We start from the raw sequence: 18,038 nt of genomic DNA, 5'->3' as shown, positions 1-18,038 counted from the left end.
GCAGGCGCGTGGGTGTCGCGTCATGGGGGCGTGGCAGGCGCAAAAGGCCTGAAATGGCCCGACGACACTGTGAACTTCGAGCCAAAATAAACTGTCGCGTCGATTGCAGGCGTGCCGGTCCCCCATTCCCGCTGTCCTACAGGCCATCCGCCGGCCTAAATTCGATCCGCTCTTTGACCTGTCGGAAAATGTCTGTGCGTCAGGCGGTCGGCTTCTTCTCGAAGCTGCTCAGCGCCTCGACCGGCGCATCCGTCGCCTCGATCCGGGCGACCTGTGCCGCCGGTGGCCCGTCCTGCGCCAGCGCAATGAAGCGATCGACCGCATCCGCATCGCCCTGCACCAGCGCCTCGACGCTGCCGTCCATCCGGTTGCGCACCCAGCCGGCGAGACCCAGGCCGCGCGCGGTCTCGACCGTCCAGTTGCGGTAGAAGACGCCCTGCACCCGCCCATGGATCATCAGGTGGCGGGCAATGGGCGGCATCAGCGGATCCGCTTGATCCAGGTCTGGCCGCCCTCGCGCACTTCGCTGGTGAAATTGGGGATGGCGGCGACCAGATCGGACAGCCGCTTGAAGCCATAATTGCGCACATCGAAGCTGGAGCGGTTGCCGACCCGCTGGCCGACCGGCCCCAGTGCCACGAAGCCGCGTTCGTCCCGCTTCGCCTCGTCATAAGCGTCGATCAGCAGGCGCACGACCTCCGGATCGACGGCCGCGCCGGTGCCGGACGGTGCCGGCGTTGCAGCGGGGGTAGAAGAGGGCGTTGTCGCAGCCGGCTTGGCTGCAGCGCCCTTGGCCGGCGCTTTCTTCTTGGGCGTGGAAACCGGCTTCGCCACCGGCACTTCGGCGGGCCGCAGCGCTGCGACGTCAATGAAGCGGGTGCAGGCGCGACGGAACCCCTCCGGCGTGTTGGCGGTACCGAAGCCATAGACGGGAATGCCGTCCTGGCGCAGGCGCGTCACCAGCGGGGTAAAGTCGCTGTCGCTCGACATCAGGCCGAAACCCTCGACGCGCCCGCTGGACAGCAGGTCCATCGCGTCGATCGTCATCTTCATGTCGGTGGCATTCTTGCCCTTGGTCAGGTCGAACTGCTGCTGCGGTTCGATCGCCTGCGCGACCGATAGCGCCGCCCAGGTCTTAAGCGTCGTCTTGCTCCAATTGCCATAGGCCCGGCGGATATTGACCGTACCCAGTTCCGCCAGCACGGTCATGACCGCGTCGAAATGGGCGGCCGATGCGTTGTCGGCATCGATCAGCAGTGCGATATTGCCGCGCCCTTCCTGCCGCATGGGCATGATACGCCTCCTGTCAGGCTGCGGCGAAAACGCCGGTCTGTTCGTCCAATATATGGAGCTGGCCGTCGGAAATGGCGAAGAAGCTGCCGACCAGCTTCAACTCGCCCGACTTTTCCTTGGCGCGCACGCAGGGGAAGCTGCGCAGGTTGGTAAGGCTGGTCTTGACGCCCTCCTGCTCCATGGCGCGCTCGACCTCGCGGTCGCGCTGGTCGCCATAGCGGCCGACCACCACCTCGCGGGCATGGTCGAGCAGTTCGATCCAGTTATGGATGAAGCCGCCTTCGCCCGGAGGGGCATCCTTGAGGTCGTGGCTGAGCGCCGCCTTGCAGCCGCCGCACTTGCCGTGGCCCATGACGACGATCTCGCCGACCTTGAGCACCTGCACCGCGAACTCCAGCGCGGCCGACACGCCGTGCCAGCCCGGATTGGTCTCGAATGGCGGCACCAGCGCCGCGACATTGCGCACGACGAATATCTCGCCCGGACTGGTGTCGAAGATCTGGGCAGGATCGACTCGGCTGTCGGAACAGGCGATCACCATCACCCTGGGGCTCTGCCCTTCGTTGAGTTCGTCCCAGCGCTCGCGCTGTTGGGACCATCCGGTACCCCGGAAGCGGCGATAGCCCTCGAGCATGTCTGCAAAGTCGGTCATGCGCGTTGATGTGCCGCACAAAGAGAGGGCTGGCAAGAGCGGTCCTGCATCGCTATCTGGGGCCGATGAACGACATTGCCCCGATCCCCGTCCCCGGTCAGCCTGCCAAGCCGGAGCGTGCCCGCAAGCCTGACTGGATTCGCGTGAAGGCGCCGACCAGCCCGGGCTATCATGAAACCCGCAAGCTGATGCGGGAAAAGGGCCTGGCCACCGTGTGCGAGGAAGCGGCCTGCCCGAATATCGGCGAATGCTGGACCAAGAAGCACGCCACGGTGATGATCCTGGGTGATGTCTGCACCCGCGCCTGCGCCTTCTGCAACGTCAAGACCGGCATGCCGCGCAAGGTCGACGTCAACGAACCGCAGAACCTGGCCGATGCCGCCGCCGAGATGGGGCTGGAACATATCGTCATCACTTCGGTTGATCGCGACGACCTGCCCGACGGCGGCGCCAGCCAGTTCGTCAAGGTGATCGAGGCGCTGCGCCGCACGACGCCGGGCACCACGATCGAGATCCTGACCCCGGACTTCCGCAACAAGCATGAGCGCGCGGTCGCGATGATCGTAGAGGCGCGCCCAGACGTCTATAACCATAATCTGGAGACCGTGCCCCGGCTCTACCCGACCATCCGCCCGGGCGCGCGTTACTATGCGTCGCTGCGCCTGCTCGAGAGCGTCAAGAAGCTCGATCCGTCGATCTTCACCAAGTCGGGCATCATGCTGGGCCTGGGCGAAGAGCGTCTGGAGGTTCATCAGGTGATGGACGACATGCGCTCGGCCGACATCGACTTCCTGACCATGGGCCAATATCTGCAACCCACGCCCAAGCATGCCAAGGTGATGGAGTTCGTCACCCCGGCCGCGTTCAATGCCTATGCGGCGATCGCCCGGGCAAAGGGCTTCCTGCAGGTCGCATCGAGCCCGCTCACGCGCTCCAGCTATCATGCCGGCAAGGATTTCGCCGAGATGCGCGCCGCGCGCGAGGCGAAGCTGGCCAAGGCGGCCGCCGCGAAGGCCTGATCGGCGAATGCCCAAGCATGAAGAGACCCGCCAGCTGCCCTATAGTCCGGAACAGATGTTCGACTTGGTGTCGAACATCTCGGCCTATCCGCAATTCCTGCCCTGGGTCAGCGCCATTCGTATCCGATCGGACAGCGAGAGCGAGATGATCGCGGACATGATCGTCGGCTTCAAGGGGGTCAGCGAGAGCTTCACCTCGCGCGTCCACAAGCATCGCCCGGACCATGTCCGGGTCGATTATCTCAACGGCCCGCTCAAGCATCTCCATAATGAATGGCGCTTCCGCGACGACGGGCAGGGTGGCGTGCTGGTGGATTTCGAGGTCGAGTTCGAATTCAAGAACCGCATCTTCGAGATGCTGGCCGGCCAATTCTTCGACAAGGCGCTGCGCAAGATGATCGGCGCGTTCGAGACGCGCGCCGCTGCACTTTATGGCGACGGCGGATCCGGCAGCAATAGTTCGAGCGCGCACACCGCCGCCTGAAGGCGGACGCCACCGCGGCCATTATCCGCGAAATGGTGCATGTCGGCGACCACCTTGTCCGGGCTGGCGCCACGCTCGGCGCGGGCGAAGACGACGGTACCGACCGGCTTTTGCTCGCTGCCGCCGCCCGGCCCGGCGATGCCGGTGATCGCAACGGCGACATGGGCGTGGCTCTTCTTCAGTGCGCCCTGTGCCATGGCCCAGGCGGTGGCGATCGACACGGCGCCAAATGTTTCCAGCACATCATGCGAAACCTTCAGAAGTTCCGCCTTCATGTCATTGGAATATGTTATGAAACCGGCTTCAAATACATCGGACGATCCGGCAATTTCGGTAAGCGCGGCGGAGACGAGCCCGCCAGTGCAGCTCTCTGCGACGGCAATGGTGCGCCCGGCACGCCGGTTGGCAATGATGACCCGTTCGGCAAGTTCGACGAGTTGAGCTGGGAGGACGGTATCGGGCATGATGATCTCAGGATAGCGCGGGGAGGGAGAGGGTGGCAACCGCTTGTGCGGCAATGCCTTCGCGCCGCCCCGCAAAGCCCAGCCGTTCGGTGGTGGTCGCTTTGACGCTGACGCGGTCGACCGGAATGGCCAATATTTCCGCGATCCGCGCCCGCATGGCATCGCGATATGGGCCGATCTTGGGGGCTTCGCAGATAATTGTGAGATCGACATGATCGATCCGGCCGTCCCGCTTCAGGACAAGGTCGCGGGCATGGGCAAGGAAGCGATCCGACGATGCACCGCGCCATTGAGGGTCGGAGGGAGGGAAATGGCTGCCGATATCGCCGTCGGCGAGCGTACCAAGAATGGCATCGACGATTGCGTGGAGCGCGACATCCGCGTCGCTATGGCCAGCAAGGCCCCGGTCGTGAGGGACCTGCACGCCGGCAAGCCATAATTGCTCGTCTGGCGCCAGGCGATGCACATCATATCCCATGCCGACGCGGATGGTGCGAGCGCTGCCCAGACGTGTTTCGGCACGGGCGAAGTCCTCGGGATACGTCAATTTCTCAAGCCTTTCATCGCCTTGCACCAATGTGACGTCATGACCCCAGGCGCGAACTATCTGGGCATCATCGGTCGCCTCGCGTTTCTCGTCCCAGCCACGATGGGCCGCCAGGATGGTCTCGAAACGAAAAGCCTGGGGCGTTTGGACCCGGTGGAGGCCGGCACGATCGACGCCATCAGCCATCAATGCGCCATCGCCCCGAACGAGCGTGTCAACAATGGGCAGGGTGGGGATGGCACCGTCTTGGCTTTCCAAAGCCGCCAGCAGCCGATCGATCACTGCGGCGGGGAGAAAGGGGCGGGCGGCATCATGGATCAGCACGATATCCGCACCGCCGGCCGCCGCGATCGATTCCAGCCCTGCCCTGACGGAACCGCGCCGGCTGTTCGCGCCAGTGACGAAATGGGCGATGCGATTCCCCAATGCGGCCCGGGCACGCTCTTCCTCATCTGGGCCAAGAACGACATGAATATGTACCACGCCATCATGCGCCGTCAGGGCATCATGGGCGTGGGCCAGTACGGACCTGTCGCCGACCTGCCGATATTGTTTGGGAATGTCACCGCCGGCCCGGCTTCCCTGCCCGGCAGCGACGATCAACGCAACGATCCTGCTGTTCGATGTCATGCAGCGCCGCATAGACGCTGTTCCCCATGCTCGCAAACCTCTAAAGCGACGGGCTGCGCCGGCCCGGGTGCCTTGTCGTGATGGTCATTTTCGGCTATGGGCTGCCTGTTTTTTAGGCAGTAGTGAAGATGACGCGCAGGCTTTCTCCCATTTCCGTTGGACCGGTGACGGTCGATATGCCGGTGATCCTGGCGCCGATGACCGGCGTTACCGACATGCCCTTCCGCACGCTGGTCCGCCGGTTCGGATCCGGCCTCAACGTCACCGAGATGATCGCCACCGCTGCGATGATCCGCGAAACGCGGCAATCGCTGCAGAAGGCCGCATGGCATCCGCTTGAGGAGCCGGTGTCGATGCAGTTGGCCGGCTGTTCGCCGAGCGAAATGGCCGAAGCCGCCAAACTCAACGCCGATCGCGGTGCTGCGATTATCGACATCAATATGGGCTGCCCGGTCAAAAAAGTCGTCAATGGCGACGCCGGCAGCGCGCTGATGCGTGACCTGCCGCTGGCCGCAGCGCTTATCGAAGCGACGGTGAAAGCCGTCGACGTGCCCGTAACCGTGAAGATGCGCATGGGCTGGGACCATGGCAGCCTCAATGCGCCGGAACTGGCGCACATTGCCGAGGACCTGGGCGCGAAGCTCATCACCGTGCATGGTCGCACCCGCTGCCAGATGTACAAGGGCAGTGCTGACTGGGGCTTTGTCCGCTCGGTGAAGGAGGCGGTGAAGCTGCCGGTGATCGTCAATGGCGACATCTGTTCGATCGAGGATGCGGAAACCGCGCTTGACCAGAGCGGCGCCGATGGCGTGATGATTGGTCGCGGCGCTTATGGTCGGCCCTGGCTGTTGGGCCAGGTGATGCACTGGTTCGCGACGGGTGAGCGCCGCGATGATCCCAGCCTTGCGGAACAATATGACCTTATTACAGATCATTATCGCATGATGCTCGATCATTATGACAATCTGACCGGGGTCAATATGGCGCGTAAGCATATCGGCTGGTACACAAAGGGCCTGACCGGATCGGCTGAGTTCCGCAACGCGGTGAACCAGGAGGCGGATGCGCAGCGGGTGCTGGACATGCTGGCTGCTTTCTATGAGCCGTTGATTGCGGCTGGGGAGCCGGCCCCCGCTCGCAAGGCTGCGTAAACGTGTCTTTGACGTCCATTCCTTCGCTTCAGTTGCAGCAGGATGGCCCTTCACTGTCGGAAATGATGACCGCTCTACCGGTGGCGACGATGGTGGTGCGACCCAATAACAGCATTGCCGATGCCAATGTCCGGGCGGAGACATTGCTCAACATGGCGCGGTCAGCGATCATTGGCAGCGATGTCGCACGCACGATCAGGATTGCCGAAGCCGGCGCGCGGTTTGACATCTGGCACAGCAACAAGCCGATCGCGGCCTATGACATCAAGGTCCATGCCGGTCGTACCGCCGAGATGGAAGTGGATCTGATGATCGCGCCGATCGTCGATCATGACGGATGGCGGATCGTGTCGATCCACGCCCAGGGCCAGGCCCGCAAGATCGGCCATCGCGGCACTGCGGGCGGCGCCCGTTCTGCCATGGGCGCGGCAGCGATCCTGGCGCATGAAATCAAAAATCCTCTCTCTGGTATTCGCGGTGCCGCACAATTGTTGGAATCCGGCAATGCCGGGCGCGATGTCGCGTTGACCCAGCTCATCTGCAACGAGGTCGACCGAATCGCTGCGCTAATTGACCGGATGCAGGACTTCACCACCGATCGCACACTCGAATGCGGCCCGGGCAATATCTATCCGCTGATCGACCGCGCAGCACATATCGCCGCCGCTGGATTTGCAAAAAATGCTAAAATTATAAAAAGATATGATCCATCTTTGCCATTTGCGATTATTAACGATGATGCGTTGGTGCAGGTCATGATCAATTTGCTGAAAAATGCGGCGGAGGCGCTGGAGCATGTCGAAAAGCCGCGCATTCGAGTCGAGACCGCCTTTCGCCATGGCATGTCGGTTCTGATGGGTGATCGGAAGGGCAGTGCGGTGTTGCCGATCGAAATATTGGTTGTGGACAATGGCCCGGGGGTTCCCGAGCATATTCTCGATCATCTGTTCAATCCGTTCATCACGGGCAAGCGTGACGGGCAGGGGCTGGGGCTGGCCCTGGTCGACAAGTTGGTTCGGGACATGAGCGGTTTCGTGCAATATTCCAGGGATCGGGAGGCGGGAGAATCCACCTTTCGCATCCTTTTGCCGATGGGGATGGGCTGATGGTTGCGACCGGCGCCGTTCTGGTTGTCGATGACGACCCGGCGATCTGCGTGGTGGTCGGCGAAGCCCTGCGCCGACAGGGGCATAAGGTAAAGATCGCCGGATCGATCCGCGAACGAAGCTTGCTGATGGATAGCTTTGCGCCGGATGTGTTGATCACGGACGTCATGCTGCCGGATGGGGATGGACTTGAGGGCGTGGCCGACATTCTCGAGCGCAAGCCCGATCTGAATGTCATCATCCTGTCTGCGCAGAACACGTTGAATACGGCCATTCGGGCAACCGAAAAAGGGGCCTTTGAATATCTGCCAAAGCCCTTTGACCTTAACGAACTGACGCGAGCCGTGTCGGACGCGATCGGCACAAGGGCGGATAACGGGAATGAAGCAGTCGACAGCGGCCTACCGCATGACGGCCTGCCGTTGGTGGGACGGTCGCCCGCGATGCAGGAAGTGTATCGGACCATCGCTCGCGTTCTTTCCAACGATCTGAGCATTCTGGTTCTGGGCGAATCCGGTACGGGCAAGGAACTGGTGGCGGAGGCCATCCATAGCCTGGGGCAACGGCGTAGCCACCCCTTCGTTGCCATCAATATGGCGGCGATTCCGCGCGAATTGATCGAGGCCGAACTGTTCGGGTATGAGAAGGGCGCTTTTACCGGCGCACATGCCCGTACTGCCGGCAAATTTGAGCAGGCGCAGGGCGGTACGCTGTTCCTGGATGAAATCGGCGACATGCCGATGGAGGCGCAGACGCGCCTGCTGCGCGTGTTGCAGTCGGGCGAAGTTACGACGGTGGGCGGGTCGAAGCCGGTGCGGGTCGATGTCCGCATCATTGCCGCGACGAACAAGGATTTGTCCGCCTTGATCGAGGAGAACCGGTTCCGGCAGGATCTCTATTATCGCCTGAATGTCGTGCCGGTATCGCTGCCGCCGCTGCGCGAACGGCGCGAGGATGTGATCCTGCTCGCTCGCCATTTCCTGGAGCGTGCGGCGTTGGAAGGGTTGCCGCGCAAGTCTCTTGCCGATGATGCCGCCCAACTGCTGATGGCCTATCACTGGCCCGGCAATGTGCGTGAACTGCAAAATCTGATGCAGCGCTTGTCTGTCCTCAGCCGAGAAAATGTGATTGCGGCTGATATCTTGCGCCACGCACTCCCGCTTGAGGCGGTCCCATCGGATCATGGCGCGCCTGCCGGACAGCTTGCGCAGGCGGTTCGTGAATGGACAAAAAGACAGCTGGGAGTGGGGTTGGGCCAGTCCAATCCGAATCTTCATACCGGTCTGCTCGCGGTGATCGAGCCGGTTCTCCTGCAGGAAACGCTTGCGAGCGTGGATGGGAACCAGATTCGCGCGGCTGGTCTGTTGGGCATCAATCGCAACACGTTGCGCAAGAAACTGACCGATTATGGCCTGGATCCCTTGCAACTAAGGCTGAACGACTGATCACCGACAGGATGAACCGACGGGTGATGTCGACCAGCGACATGATTGGACGCAAATACTGTGTTTGATCGGGCACGGGGTTGTTGTAACAAAGCCACTATGGTTAGCGCAGTGACACTCCCCCGGCGGGGGCCGGCTTGGGCAAGATTTGTTCGGCCATATCTGCGCAAGGGACGACTTGCGGCCCTGATCGAAGCGGTGACGCTGGTGCTGTTCGTCGGCATTGCCGGCCTTACCTATTATCTTCTGTCGGGGCAGGGGCAGTCCTATACGCTGTTGACCCCGCCGATCGTCGCCTTGTTGCTGGTCGCGAATCTGGTGCCGGCCATCGCGCTTCTGGTTCTGCTGGGGCGGCGCGTGGCCAAGCGCCGCGCCGCGCTGTCTGCGATCGGCAGCGACGGGCAACTGCATGTCCGCCTGGTTGCCATCTTCTCGATCGTTGCCAGCGTGCCGATGCTGCTGGTGGTGATATTTGCTTCGCTCCTGTTCCAATATGGCGTGCAATTCTGGTTTTCCGACAGCGCCAGAGGCATGCTGCAGAATGCCAGCGATCTGGCGCGCGGCTATTATGAACAGAATCTGCGCGAGGTGGGGGACGAAACCGTCACCATGGCCAGCGATCTGCGCGACTATCTGAACCAGTCGAAGGTTTCCAGCCCGCGCTTTGCCGAAGGCTATATCTACCAGGTCGTCACCCGCAAACTGAACCGGTCGGCCATCATCGAAGTTGGCAAGGACGGCGTCGCGCGGACGGCCGCTACGGTCGATCCGGACAGCAGACCAGCGGCCCAGATGCTGTCGGCCCGCGTGATCGAACGCCTAGCGGCCGGCGAAAATGTGGTGGTGGAGGCAAAGCCGAACCAGATCGAGGCGGTAACGCTGCTCTACCCCGGCGCGAAAATCTATCTCTATGCCACCCGCGATTCGGGTTCGTCAGCGTTCAGTAATGTCGAACGGGCGCAGAAGGTTCTGGCGGACTATGATCTGTTCGCCGCCCAATCCCGCGCACTCCAGCTGCGCTTTAACGTCGCCCTGTTCGTCGGCTCGCTGCTGCTTGTGGGCATTGCCGTCTATATCGCGCTGGCCGTGGCCGACTGGATGGTGCGGCCCGTCAACGAATTGGTGACGGCCGCGCGCAGGATCACCGCAGGGGATTTGTCCGCGCGTGTGACCAGTCCTGCGAGCCGGGATGAAATCGGTACGCTGGCATCGGCCTTCAATCGCATGACCCAGCGACTGGAGGCCCAAACGGGCGCGCTGGTTGCGGCTAACAGCCAGCTCGACGAGCGACGGGCCTTCATCGAGGCGATCCTGTCGGGCGTCAGCGCCGGCGTGCTGTCGGTCGACCGCAATGGCGTCATCCAACTGCTCAACAGCTCGGCGGCGGCCATTCTGGTCAGCGAGGGCGATGATCCCGTGGGGCATCCGCTATCGAGCATTTCGGCCGAGCTGGCAGACCTGGTCACCTCTGCGGACGATGCCGGCATCGTTCAGGTCCGCGCGCAGGGCGACCTGCGCACACTGGCGGTCAAAGTATCGGAAGACGCGTCCGGTCACATCCTGACCTTTGATGACATCACACAGCAACTGTCGGATCAGCGCCGGGCCGCCTGGTCCGACGTCGCGCGCCGCATCGCGCACGAGATCAAAAATCCGCTGACGCCGATCCAGTTGGCGGCGGAGCGCCTGCAGCGCCGCTATGGCGAGGAGATTACGAGCGACAAGCCGACATTCGCGCGCCTGACCGGAACAATCGTGCGGCAGGTCGGGGATTTGCGCCGGATTGTCGACGAGTTTTCGTCTTTTGCACGCATGCCCAAGCCCGTCTTCCGGCGCGAGGCGTTGGGCGATATTGCACGGCATGCCCTGTTCCTGCACGAAGTCGCGCATCCCGATATTCGTTTTGAATTTGTTTCGGATGCCGACGATATGGAATTGATCTGCGATCGGCGGCAATTGGGCCAGGCTCTGACGAACATCGTCAAGAATGCGGTCGAGGCGATCGAGCCCAAGCCTGTGCCGGATGACAATGGTCCGCGTGGCCATGTCCGGATGCGGTTGACCCATGACCAGACCACGCTGGTGATCGAGGTACGCGATGACGGTATCGGGTTGCCGCCCGAGCGCGAGCGCATTCTTGAACCCTATATGACCACACGGTCCAAAGGGACGGGTTTGGGCTTGGCCATCGTCAAGAAGATCGTGGAAGAACATATGGGTGAAATCCGCTTCGATGATGCGGAAGGCGGCGGCGCGCGGGTGACTTTGCGGTTCCCGATCGCGGCTCTTGAAAAATTGGAAGAGGGTCAGGTGATTGCCTTGCCCAAGGGAAAAGTGACGGCCAATGGCGCTTGATATTCTGATTGTCGACGATGAAGAGGACATTCGCGATCTGGTCGCGGGCGTGCTGGAAGATGAAGGTTTTTCGACCCGTACTGCGGCGAACAGCGACAGCGCGATCGAAGCGCTCGATTCGCGGCGCCCCTCCCTGGTCCTGCTCGATGTCTGGCTTCAGGGGTCAAAGCTGGACGGCCTGGAACTGCTAGAGGAAATCAAGCGCCGCGATGCGACCATCCCGGTGCTGATGATATCGGGGCATGGCAATATCGACACGGCGGTCGCGGCCATTCGCAAGGGGGCGGCCGACTTTATCGAAAAGCCGTTCGAGGCTGATCGCCTTCTCCATCTGGTGGCGCGGGCGACCGAGACCGAGCGGTTGCGGCGCGAAAACCAGACGTTGCGGGCGCGGTTCGGGCAGGATGACGAACTGACGGGTACCTCAGCCGCCATTAACGGTGTGCGTGCCACCATCAAGAAGGTGGCGAGCACGGGAAGCCGCGTGTTGATTTCCGGTCCTGCGGGCGTCGGCAAGGAAGTCGCTGCGCGTATGTTGCACAGTTGGAGTGGGCGGGCCGATGCCCCGTTCATCATCGTGGCCGCAGCCCGGATGGATCCCGACCGGGTCGAGGAAGAATTGTTCGGCGTGGAAGACACGAGCGGACTGGTGCGCCCGGGCTATCTTGAGCAGGCGCATGGCGGCACGCTCTATCTGGACGAGATTGCCGACATGCCGGTCACTACGCAGGGGAAGATCCTGCGCGTTCTCACCGATCAAAGCTTCACCCGCGTCGGCGGTCAACGGCAGGTGAAGGTGGATGTGCGGGTGATCTCCTCAACCGCGCTCAACCTCTCTGCGGAAATCGAGGAACGCCGGTTTCGCGAAGATCTGTTCTACCGTCTCAACGTCGTGCCGTTGGCCATTCCACCGTTGTCGGAACGACGCGACGATATTCCGCCGCTGGTGGAGCATTATCTCGCCAGGTTCGCTGCCGACCGCCGGGTCGGGCCGCCCGAGATGGCCAGTGACGCCATGGCGGCGTTGCAGGCGAATGAATGGCCGGGCAACGTCCGCCAGCTGCGGAACGTGATCGAACGGACGATGATCCTGGCGCCCGGCGACCGGATCGGGCGGATCGAACTGGATATGCTGCCGGCGGAACTGACCAGCGGCGGCGGCGGTGACGGCATGGGCCAGTCGGCGATCATGGGCGCGCCGCTGCGCGAAGCCCGCGAAAGCTTCGAGCGCGAATATCTGCGTATCCAGATTCGTCGATTTTCCGGCAATATTTCGCGTACGGCCACCTTTATCGGAATGGAGCGATCTGCCCTGCACCGGAAGCTGAAACTGCTCGGCATCACCGATGGAAAGGATGGATAAGCCTAGGGAAAGTACCGATATCCACGTCAGGCATGGACGCCTCTTCGCAATTGCGGTAGGTTCGCAACGCTTCCGACAAGCGGGAGCAGGCAAGACACCTCCGCCCAGAGGTGCGAGAGCGGGTAACGTCCCGCCAATAAAGGAATGGCGAAGACCATGGCCGACAAAGTGAACAACCTTCAGGATATTTTCCTCAACAGCCTGCGCAAGTCCAAGACCCCGGTGACCATGTTCCTGGTGAAGGGTGTAAAGCTGCAGGGCATCATCACCTGGTTCGACAATTTTTCCGTGCTGCTGCGTCGCGATGGCCAGTCGCAACTCGTATACAAGCATGCCATTTCAACGGTCATGCCTGCCCAGCCGATGGATTTGACGGACCTGCGCAAGGCCAGTGATGGCAATGGCAAGGCGCGTCTTCTTCAGGAAATTTTTCTGAGTGCTGTGCGAAAGTCCGGCAGTCCGGTGACCATGTTCCTGGTGAACGGTGTCATGTTGCAGGGCGAAATTGCGGCCTTCGACCTTTTCTGCATGCTGCTCGAACGCGATGGCATGGTTCAACTGGTCTACAAGCACGCCATCTCGACGGTCCAGCCGCTTCATGCGCTCGACCTGACCGGTGAAAACGAACAGGACGATTGATCGTCCACGCTGCATCCGGTCCATCCCGCCCGCGGGTTCGGGTGGACCGGAGCGCGGCTAGATGCTCTAAGCCCCCATGGCCATATTCAACCGCGACTCTGATGACGAAGTGGCGCGCGGCGCGCGCGCCGTCGTCGTTCATGCCGAAACCCATAATGCCGACCGCCGTGACAGTGATGCGCGGTTGGAGGAGGCGCGCGGTCTTGCGCTTGCGATCGGCATAGACGTCCGCTCGGCGCAGAGTTTTCGGGTGCGCGATCGCAAACCGGCGACCCTGTTCGGTAGTGGCCAGGTCGATCAGATTGCGACGCTGGTAACCCAGGAAGAAGCGGAACTGGTCATCGTCGACAATGCGTTGACCCCGGTGCAGCAGAGCAATCTGGAAAAGGGCACGGGTGCCAAGGTCATCGATCGTACCGGCCTGATTCTGGAAATTTTCGGCGAGCGTGCGGCGACCAATGAGGGGCGGCTTCAGGTCGAACTCGCCCATCTCGACTATCAGGCCGGCCGCCTGGTGCGCAGTTGGACCCATCTTGAGCGGCAACGCGGCGGCTTCGGCTTTCTGGGTGGCCCGGGGGAAACCCAGATTGAGGCGGATCGGCGGATGATCCGCGACCGCATGGCCAAGATCCGGCGCGAACTGGACCAGGTTACCAAGACTCGCGGGCTGCATCGTGCCCGACGCCAGCGCGCACCATGGCCGGTGATTGCGCTGGTCGGCTATACCAATGCCGGAAAATCGACTTTGTTCAACCGCCTGACGGGCGCGGAGGTGATGGCGGAGGATCTTCTCTTTGCCACGCTCGACCCGACCATGCGGCAGATCGTACTGCCCGGACTGGACAAGGCGATCCTGTCGGACACGGTCGGTTTCGTATCGGATCTCCCCACCCAATTGATCGCCGCATTCCGTGCGACACTGGAAGAGGTGCTGTCGGCCGACATCATCGTGCATGTCCGTGACATCGCCCATCCCGATACCGATGCACAGCGCGACGATGTGCTCGACGTGCTGAGTGAATTGGGCGTGGCGGGGGAGGGTGCGCTGGAACGCGCCGATACCGATTCTGACCCGCCACCGATCATCGAAGCCTGGAACAAGCTCGATCTGCTCGATCAGGAGGCGGTTGCTCTCGCACGGGAAGCGGCGTCGCGCCGTGATGACGTCGTGATCATCTCCGCTCTGACCGGGGATGGTGTCGACGGATTGCAACGCGCGATCAGCGAGCGTCTTACGCAAGGTGCGACGGTTCACAATTTGCGTCTGCCAATCGCCGATGGCGCGGGGCTCGCATGGCTCCATGAACATGGCGAAGTGCTGGCCAGTCACCCTGGCGATGCAGAAATGCGGGTCGAGGTGCGCTTGTCCGACTCGGCGCTTGCCCGCTTCCTCAAGCGCGACCGTATCTGATCCATCCTTAATCGGGCAGGCGGCTGACGAAATCCCGGACGACCCGGGCCGAATTGGCGGATGCGAGCGTCATGAAGATGGTCATTTGATTATTTTCGGCATCACCGCCGGCGAGGTCCGACAGGCTGCGAAAGGCGATAAACGGAACGCGGTTCGCATAGGCCACCTGAGCCACGGCGGCGCTCTCCATGTCGAGAACCCGTGCCTGGAATGTCGTGAACAGATATTGGCGATACGCGGCATTGTCCATGAAGGCCGGTCCGCTGATCCCGCGTCCTCCGACATGGAGCGCCGGCTGATGCGGCAGGCATTTGACGGCCGTCACATCGACACAACGGGCCAGGCTTTCAGTCAGGGAAAGATCGCGCGCAATGGCCAGTAGCGCGGTATCGGCAGTAAAGGCGCGATGCCAGCTTTTCGCTTCCGCCCTATTGCCAACTTCGACATCGCGCGGGAAAATCATGCCAAAATTTGGCAGGTCGTTGCCAGGCGTCCGGAATATCGGCACATAGCCCTTGTCGGTCTCCCGCGCCATGGTGGTTTCCAGATACTGGCTCCAGTCCGCCGCGACCACGACATCGCCGATATGCAGCGTCGGATCGATCCCGCCCGCAATGCCGGAAAAAAGGATGCGCTTCACGTTGAAGCGATCGACCAACCACTGCGTTGTCATGGCCGCATTCACCATGCTGACGCCGCTTTCCACGAGCAGAACGGGTTTGCCGGCCATTGTCCCCAACATCACCGGTACGCCATTGACGCGAACCGTACGGACCCGTTCGACATGCCCCGCAAGAGCGGCATGCTCCGGCGGAAACGCGGTCATGATCGCGGTTCGAGGCCGGCCGTCGATCCGCTGAGCCAGAACTGGCGCGGCCGAAAACAGGCAAAGCAGGGCAAGGAATAATCTCATGCGGCGGCGACCCAGGCAAAGCGGATGACGATCAGGATTGCGAGCAGGAACAACAGCCAGTCTGCCCGGTTCATCTTGCCGCGCAGCAGCTTGAGCACCGCATGGGCAACAATGCCGAAAGCGATGCCGTTGGCGATCGAAAAGGTGAGGGGGATGAGCGCAAGGGTGAGGAAGGCCGGTACGGCCTCGAACGGCTCGTCCCAACGGACCTCGACCAGCGGTGCCATCATCAGGCTGCCGACCAGGATCAACGCCGGTGCGGTGGCATAAAGCGGCACCAGTCCGGCATAGGGGGCCGCAAAGATCGTGGCCAGGAACAGGATACCGGTGACGATCGCGGTCAAGCCGGTCCGTCCACCAGCCGCGACCCCGGCGGCACTCTCGATATAGCTTGTGACGGTGCTGGTGCCTGCGGCAGCGCCCACCATCGTGGCGGCTGCATCCGCTACCAGAATGCGATTGAGTTTGGGGATCGATCCATCGGGAGCGGCCAGTCCCGCCCGCTTGGTGACGGCCATCAGCGTACCGAGATTGTCGAACAGGTCCACGAACAGGAAGACGAAGATGATTTCCAGGATGCCGATGCCATGGCTGCCGGCGAAGACCGCGCCCAGATCGAGATGAAACGCCGTGCCGCCCAGTACGGTGACGTCATAGGGCGCCGGCGTGAACTTGAGTGCGCCGACGAGCCATCCAAGTAGAATGGTGGCGACAATGCCGATCAGGATCGCGCCGCGTATCTTGCGAATGCTGAGCGCGGCGATGACCGTCAGGCCGAACAGGGTCAGCAGAACGGAAGGCGCGCGCACGTCGCCCAAGGCGACAGAGGTGGCACTGTTGCTGACGACGATGCCAGCGTTGCGCAGGCCGATAAATGCAATGAAAAGACCAATTCCTCCTGCCACGGCAGCCAGCAGATGCGGCGGGACAGCGGCCAGGATCATCTGCCTTATGCCTGCCAGTGTCAGGAGTAGAAAGGCCACGCCCGACAGGAAGACGCAGCCTAGCGCCACGGGCCAGGGAATGCCCAGGCCCAGCACCACCGAATAGGTGAAATAGGCGTTGAGGCCCATGCCCGGCGCGAGCGCCAGCGGCACATTGGCCATCAGTCCCATCAATATGCTGGCAAAGGCGGCCGCAAAACAGGTCGCAGCAGCGACCCCGACCAGAGGCATGCCCGCTTCGCCCAGGATCGCCGGATTGACGAGCACGATATAGGCCATGGTGAGAAAGGTGGTGATGCCAGCGACGATTTCGGTACGAATATCCGATCCGCGGGCGCGTATCTCGAACCGGCGTTCGATCCAGGGGAGCGAGGAGGGGAGTGGATCAATCATGGGCTGGGTCCGAACGATGTGAAACAAGAACCATCACTTCCGGCAATGAAACTGGCACTTCAAGAGCCCAGTTCATCTGTCCGTCCTTCATCGCGCTTCGCGCGCTGCCAGAGCGCTTCCTTGTCGTCGAGAGGCAGCAATGCGAAGCGATCCCCGGCCATGGTCTCCATCGCGCGAAAGCGACCATCGAACTTGGCATTCCCGGCACGTAGTGCAGCTTCAGGGTCAACCTTGAGATGACGGGCGAGGTTGACGACGGCAAATAGGAGGTCGCCAATTTCCTCTTCCCGCTCGGTTTGGTTCGTTGCGGCGATGACCTCGTCCAGTTCTTCCCTGACCTTGGCGATCGCGCCGCTCGCGTCAGGCCAGTCGAACCCGGTACGCGCGGCGCGCTTTTGTATCTTTTCGGCGCGCAACAGGGCGGGCAGGGCTAACGCCACGCCTGCCAATGCGCTTGGATCGGTGTCTTTGTCGGCCCGCTCGGCGGCCTTGATGCTCTCCCATTGGGCATGACCGTCCTCGCGGCGCGCGCTTTCACCAAAAACATGGGGATGGCGGCGGATCATCTTGGCCGTAATGCTGTCGATAACGTCCTGAAGGCTGAAATAGCCGGTTTGCTCGGCCATATGACTGTGGAAGACGACTTGAAGCAACAAATCGCCCAGCTCGTCGCGCAGATCGGCCATATCGTGGCGCGCGATCGCATCGGCCACTTCATAGGCTTCCTCGATCGTGTAAGGCGCGATGCTGCCGAAATCCTGCTCAATGTCCCAGGGGCAACCGGACACGGGATCGCGCAGTCGCGCCATCACATTGGCGATCGGCATGATATCGGCGGGGCTTGCTTTGGCATTGTCGGACATGGGGAACCCGTATGAGAGAAGGATGAGTGGCTGTAGCAAAGAAGGCGAGCCGGAACATCAGCACGGCTCCACATCCATTTGTTAGCCCAAGTTTGAAAAGAGACTATTTGCGCAAGTTCGAAACCGGACTCCAGCCCCTCAACCTCGATACAGCAGGGACAGCGCGGAGCCATCCTCCCAGCGCAGCGATGTCCCTGCTGATACACAGACTTTGAGATGGAGAGCCCCGGACCCACAGCGTAAGCTGTGGGCTCGGTCAATCGGACGTCAATCTGATCAAACATGGTTGGATCATAAATGGCCAGACACATCTTGGGCAACGACCTTTCATGCGCGGCTCATGGGACATTTTGCTCGGTCCGGTTA

Annotated in this window: 17 protein-coding genes; 9 read left to right on the top strand and 8 right to left on the bottom strand. The window is 61.9% G+C overall.

All coding sequences use genetic code 11. The annotated features are described in order from the left end of the window. Positions 1–199: 199 nt before the first annotated feature. The 3 genes from PMI04_RS11820 to PMI04_RS11810 are packed head-to-tail and all read right to left on the bottom strand — an operon-like array spanning position 200 to position 1,945. Positions 200–481: an acylphosphatase gene (locus PMI04_RS11820; protein ID WP_007705531.1), complete on the bottom strand. Its 282-nt coding sequence runs from the start codon at positions 479–481 to the stop codon at positions 200–202. Further along, a complete protein-coding gene (locus tag PMI04_RS11815; RefSeq protein WP_007705530.1) occupies positions 481–1,293 on the bottom strand; it encodes an NYN domain-containing protein in 813 nt (270 codons plus the stop codon). Before PMI04_RS11815 ends, PMI04_RS11820 begins: the two co-directional genes overlap by 1 nt. Before the next feature lie 13 nt (positions 1,294–1,306). Continuing rightward, positions 1,307–1,945 carry a carbonic anhydrase gene (locus tag PMI04_RS11810; protein WP_007705529.1) on the bottom strand — a complete coding sequence of 213 codons (639 nt, stop codon included), beginning with the start codon at positions 1,943–1,945 and terminating at the stop codon, positions 1,307–1,309. A gap of 65 nt (positions 1,946–2,010) precedes the next feature. Between PMI04_RS11810 and lipA the strand changes: the two genes are divergently transcribed. Both lipA and PMI04_RS11800 read left to right on the top strand, forming a co-directional pair. Next, on the top strand, positions 2,011–2,964 hold the full coding sequence (lipA, locus tag PMI04_RS11805) for a lipoyl synthase (protein ID WP_238535876.1): 954 nt from the start codon (positions 2,011–2,013) through the stop codon (positions 2,962–2,964). 7 nt (positions 2,965–2,971) lie between these two features. After that, entirely contained in the window at positions 2,972–3,448 is a 477-nt protein-coding gene (locus PMI04_RS11800) for a type II toxin-antitoxin system RatA family toxin (protein WP_007705527.1), read from the top strand. Here the strand turns inward: PMI04_RS11800 and PMI04_RS11795 are convergent. Both PMI04_RS11795 and PMI04_RS11790 read right to left on the bottom strand, forming a co-directional pair. Continuing rightward, entirely contained in the window at positions 3,394–3,912 is a 519-nt protein-coding gene (locus PMI04_RS11795) for a CinA family protein (RefSeq protein WP_007705526.1), read from the bottom strand. The two genes, PMI04_RS11800 and PMI04_RS11795, sit on opposite strands and share 55 nt — an antisense overlap. Before the next feature lie 7 nt (positions 3,913–3,919). Then, entirely contained in the window at positions 3,920–5,101 is a 1,182-nt protein-coding gene (locus tag PMI04_RS11790) for a bifunctional 2-C-methyl-D-erythritol 4-phosphate cytidylyltransferase/2-C-methyl-D-erythritol 2,4-cyclodiphosphate synthase (protein WP_007705525.1), read from the bottom strand. A gap of 116 nt (positions 5,102–5,217) precedes the next feature. Between PMI04_RS11790 and dusB the strand changes: the two genes are divergently transcribed. From dusB to hflX, 7 genes are all read left to right on the top strand, one after another. After that, positions 5,218–6,240 (top strand): tRNA dihydrouridine synthase DusB, encoded by a 1,023-nt coding sequence (gene dusB / locus PMI04_RS11785; protein WP_007705522.1) that lies wholly within the window; start codon positions 5,218–5,220, stop codon positions 6,238–6,240. A 62-nt stretch (positions 6,241–6,302) separates the two neighbouring features. Next, a complete protein-coding gene (locus PMI04_RS11780; RefSeq protein WP_238535878.1) occupies positions 6,303–7,346 on the top strand; it encodes an ATP-binding protein in 1,044 nt (347 codons plus the stop codon). Further along, positions 7,346–8,791 (top strand): nitrogen regulation protein NR(I), encoded by a 1,446-nt coding sequence (gene ntrC, locus PMI04_RS11775; protein ID WP_007705511.1) that lies wholly within the window; start codon positions 7,346–7,348, stop codon positions 8,789–8,791. Before PMI04_RS11780 ends, ntrC begins: the two co-directional genes overlap by 1 nt. Positions 8,792–8,890: 99 nt before the next feature. Beyond that, a complete protein-coding gene (locus tag PMI04_RS11770; protein WP_007705507.1) occupies positions 8,891–11,146 on the top strand; it encodes an ATP-binding protein in 2,256 nt (751 codons plus the stop codon). Beyond that, positions 11,136–12,509 carry a sigma-54 dependent transcriptional regulator gene (locus PMI04_RS11765; protein WP_007705504.1) on the top strand — a complete coding sequence of 458 codons (1,374 nt, stop codon included), beginning with the start codon at positions 11,136–11,138 and terminating at the stop codon, positions 12,507–12,509. Before PMI04_RS11770 ends, PMI04_RS11765 begins: the two co-directional genes overlap by 11 nt. A gap of 144 nt (positions 12,510–12,653) precedes the next feature. After that, the gene (hfq, locus tag PMI04_RS11760) at positions 12,654–13,148 is read left to right on the top strand and encodes an RNA chaperone Hfq (protein WP_274517621.1); all 495 of its coding nucleotides are present in this window, start codon (positions 12,654–12,656) and stop codon (positions 13,146–13,148) included. Positions 13,149–13,224: 76 nt separating this feature from the next. After that, entirely contained in the window at positions 13,225–14,559 is a 1,335-nt protein-coding gene (hflX, locus tag PMI04_RS11755; RefSeq protein ID WP_007705497.1) for a GTPase HflX, read from the top strand. Between the two features lie 7 nt (positions 14,560–14,566). Here the strand turns inward: hflX and PMI04_RS11750 are convergent, their stop codons facing one another. From PMI04_RS11750 to mazG, 3 genes are read right to left on the bottom strand one after another with little or no spacing between them, the layout of a single operon-like run. Beyond that, a complete protein-coding gene (locus PMI04_RS11750) occupies positions 14,567–15,472 on the bottom strand; it encodes a 5'-methylthioadenosine/S-adenosylhomocysteine nucleosidase (protein WP_007705495.1) in 906 nt (301 codons plus the stop codon). Then, a complete protein-coding gene (locus tag PMI04_RS11745; RefSeq protein WP_007705493.1) occupies positions 15,469–16,809 on the bottom strand; it encodes an NCS2 family permease in 1,341 nt (446 codons plus the stop codon). The genes PMI04_RS11750 and PMI04_RS11745 overlap by 4 nt, the downstream gene beginning before the upstream one ends. A 59-nt stretch (positions 16,810–16,868) precedes the next feature. Further along, entirely contained in the window at positions 16,869–17,672 is an 804-nt protein-coding gene (gene mazG, locus PMI04_RS11740; RefSeq protein WP_007705490.1) for a nucleoside triphosphate pyrophosphohydrolase, read from the bottom strand. Positions 17,673–18,038 lie beyond the last annotated feature (366 nt).

The organism is Sphingobium sp. AP49 (assembly GCF_000281715.2).
In the GTDB taxonomy this organism is placed as follows: Bacteria; Pseudomonadota; Alphaproteobacteria; order Sphingomonadales; family Sphingomonadaceae; genus Sphingobium.
Note: the sequence above shows the minus strand (reverse complement) of the source record. Positions and strands in the feature narration are given on the sequence as shown.

Coding starts and splice junctions, on each gene's coding strand:
- PMI04_RS11820 (WP_007705531.1), bottom strand. CDS start 481: ATGCCGCCCATTGCCCGCCACCTGATGATCCATGGGCGGGTGCAGGGC.
- PMI04_RS11815 (WP_007705530.1), bottom strand. CDS start 1,293: ATGCCCATGCGGCAGGAAGGGCGCGGCAATATCGCACTGCTGATCGAT.
- PMI04_RS11810 (WP_007705529.1), bottom strand. CDS start 1,945: ATGACCGACTTTGCAGACATGCTCGAGGGCTATCGCCGCTTCCGGGGT.
- lipA (WP_238535876.1), top strand. CDS start 2,011: ATGAACGACATTGCCCCGATCCCCGTCCCCGGTCAGCCTGCCAAGCCG.
- PMI04_RS11800 (WP_007705527.1), top strand. CDS start 2,972: ATGCCCAAGCATGAAGAGACCCGCCAGCTGCCCTATAGTCCGGAACAG.
- PMI04_RS11795 (WP_007705526.1), bottom strand. CDS start 3,912: ATGCCCGATACCGTCCTCCCAGCTCAACTCGTCGAACTTGCCGAACGG.
- PMI04_RS11790 (WP_007705525.1), bottom strand. CDS start 5,101: ATGCGGCGCTGCATGACATCGAACAGCAGGATCGTTGCGTTGATCGTC.
- dusB (WP_007705522.1), top strand. CDS start 5,218: ATGACGCGCAGGCTTTCTCCCATTTCCGTTGGACCGGTGACGGTCGAT.
- PMI04_RS11780 (WP_238535878.1), top strand. CDS start 6,303: ATGATGACCGCTCTACCGGTGGCGACGATGGTGGTGCGACCCAATAAC.
- ntrC (WP_007705511.1), top strand. CDS start 7,346: ATGGTTGCGACCGGCGCCGTTCTGGTTGTCGATGACGACCCGGCGATC.
- PMI04_RS11770 (WP_007705507.1), top strand. CDS start 8,891: ATGGTTAGCGCAGTGACACTCCCCCGGCGGGGGCCGGCTTGGGCAAGA.
- PMI04_RS11765 (WP_007705504.1), top strand. CDS start 11,136: ATGGCGCTTGATATTCTGATTGTCGACGATGAAGAGGACATTCGCGAT.
- hfq (WP_274517621.1), top strand. CDS start 12,654: ATGGCGAAGACCATGGCCGACAAAGTGAACAACCTTCAGGATATTTTC.
- hflX (WP_007705497.1), top strand. CDS start 13,225: ATGGCCATATTCAACCGCGACTCTGATGACGAAGTGGCGCGCGGCGCG.
- PMI04_RS11750 (WP_007705495.1), bottom strand. CDS start 15,472: ATGAGATTATTCCTTGCCCTGCTTTGCCTGTTTTCGGCCGCGCCAGTT.
- PMI04_RS11745 (WP_007705493.1), bottom strand. CDS start 16,809: ATGATTGATCCACTCCCCTCCTCGCTCCCCTGGATCGAACGCCGGTTC.
- mazG (WP_007705490.1), bottom strand. CDS start 17,672: ATGTCCGACAATGCCAAAGCAAGCCCCGCCGATATCATGCCGATCGCC.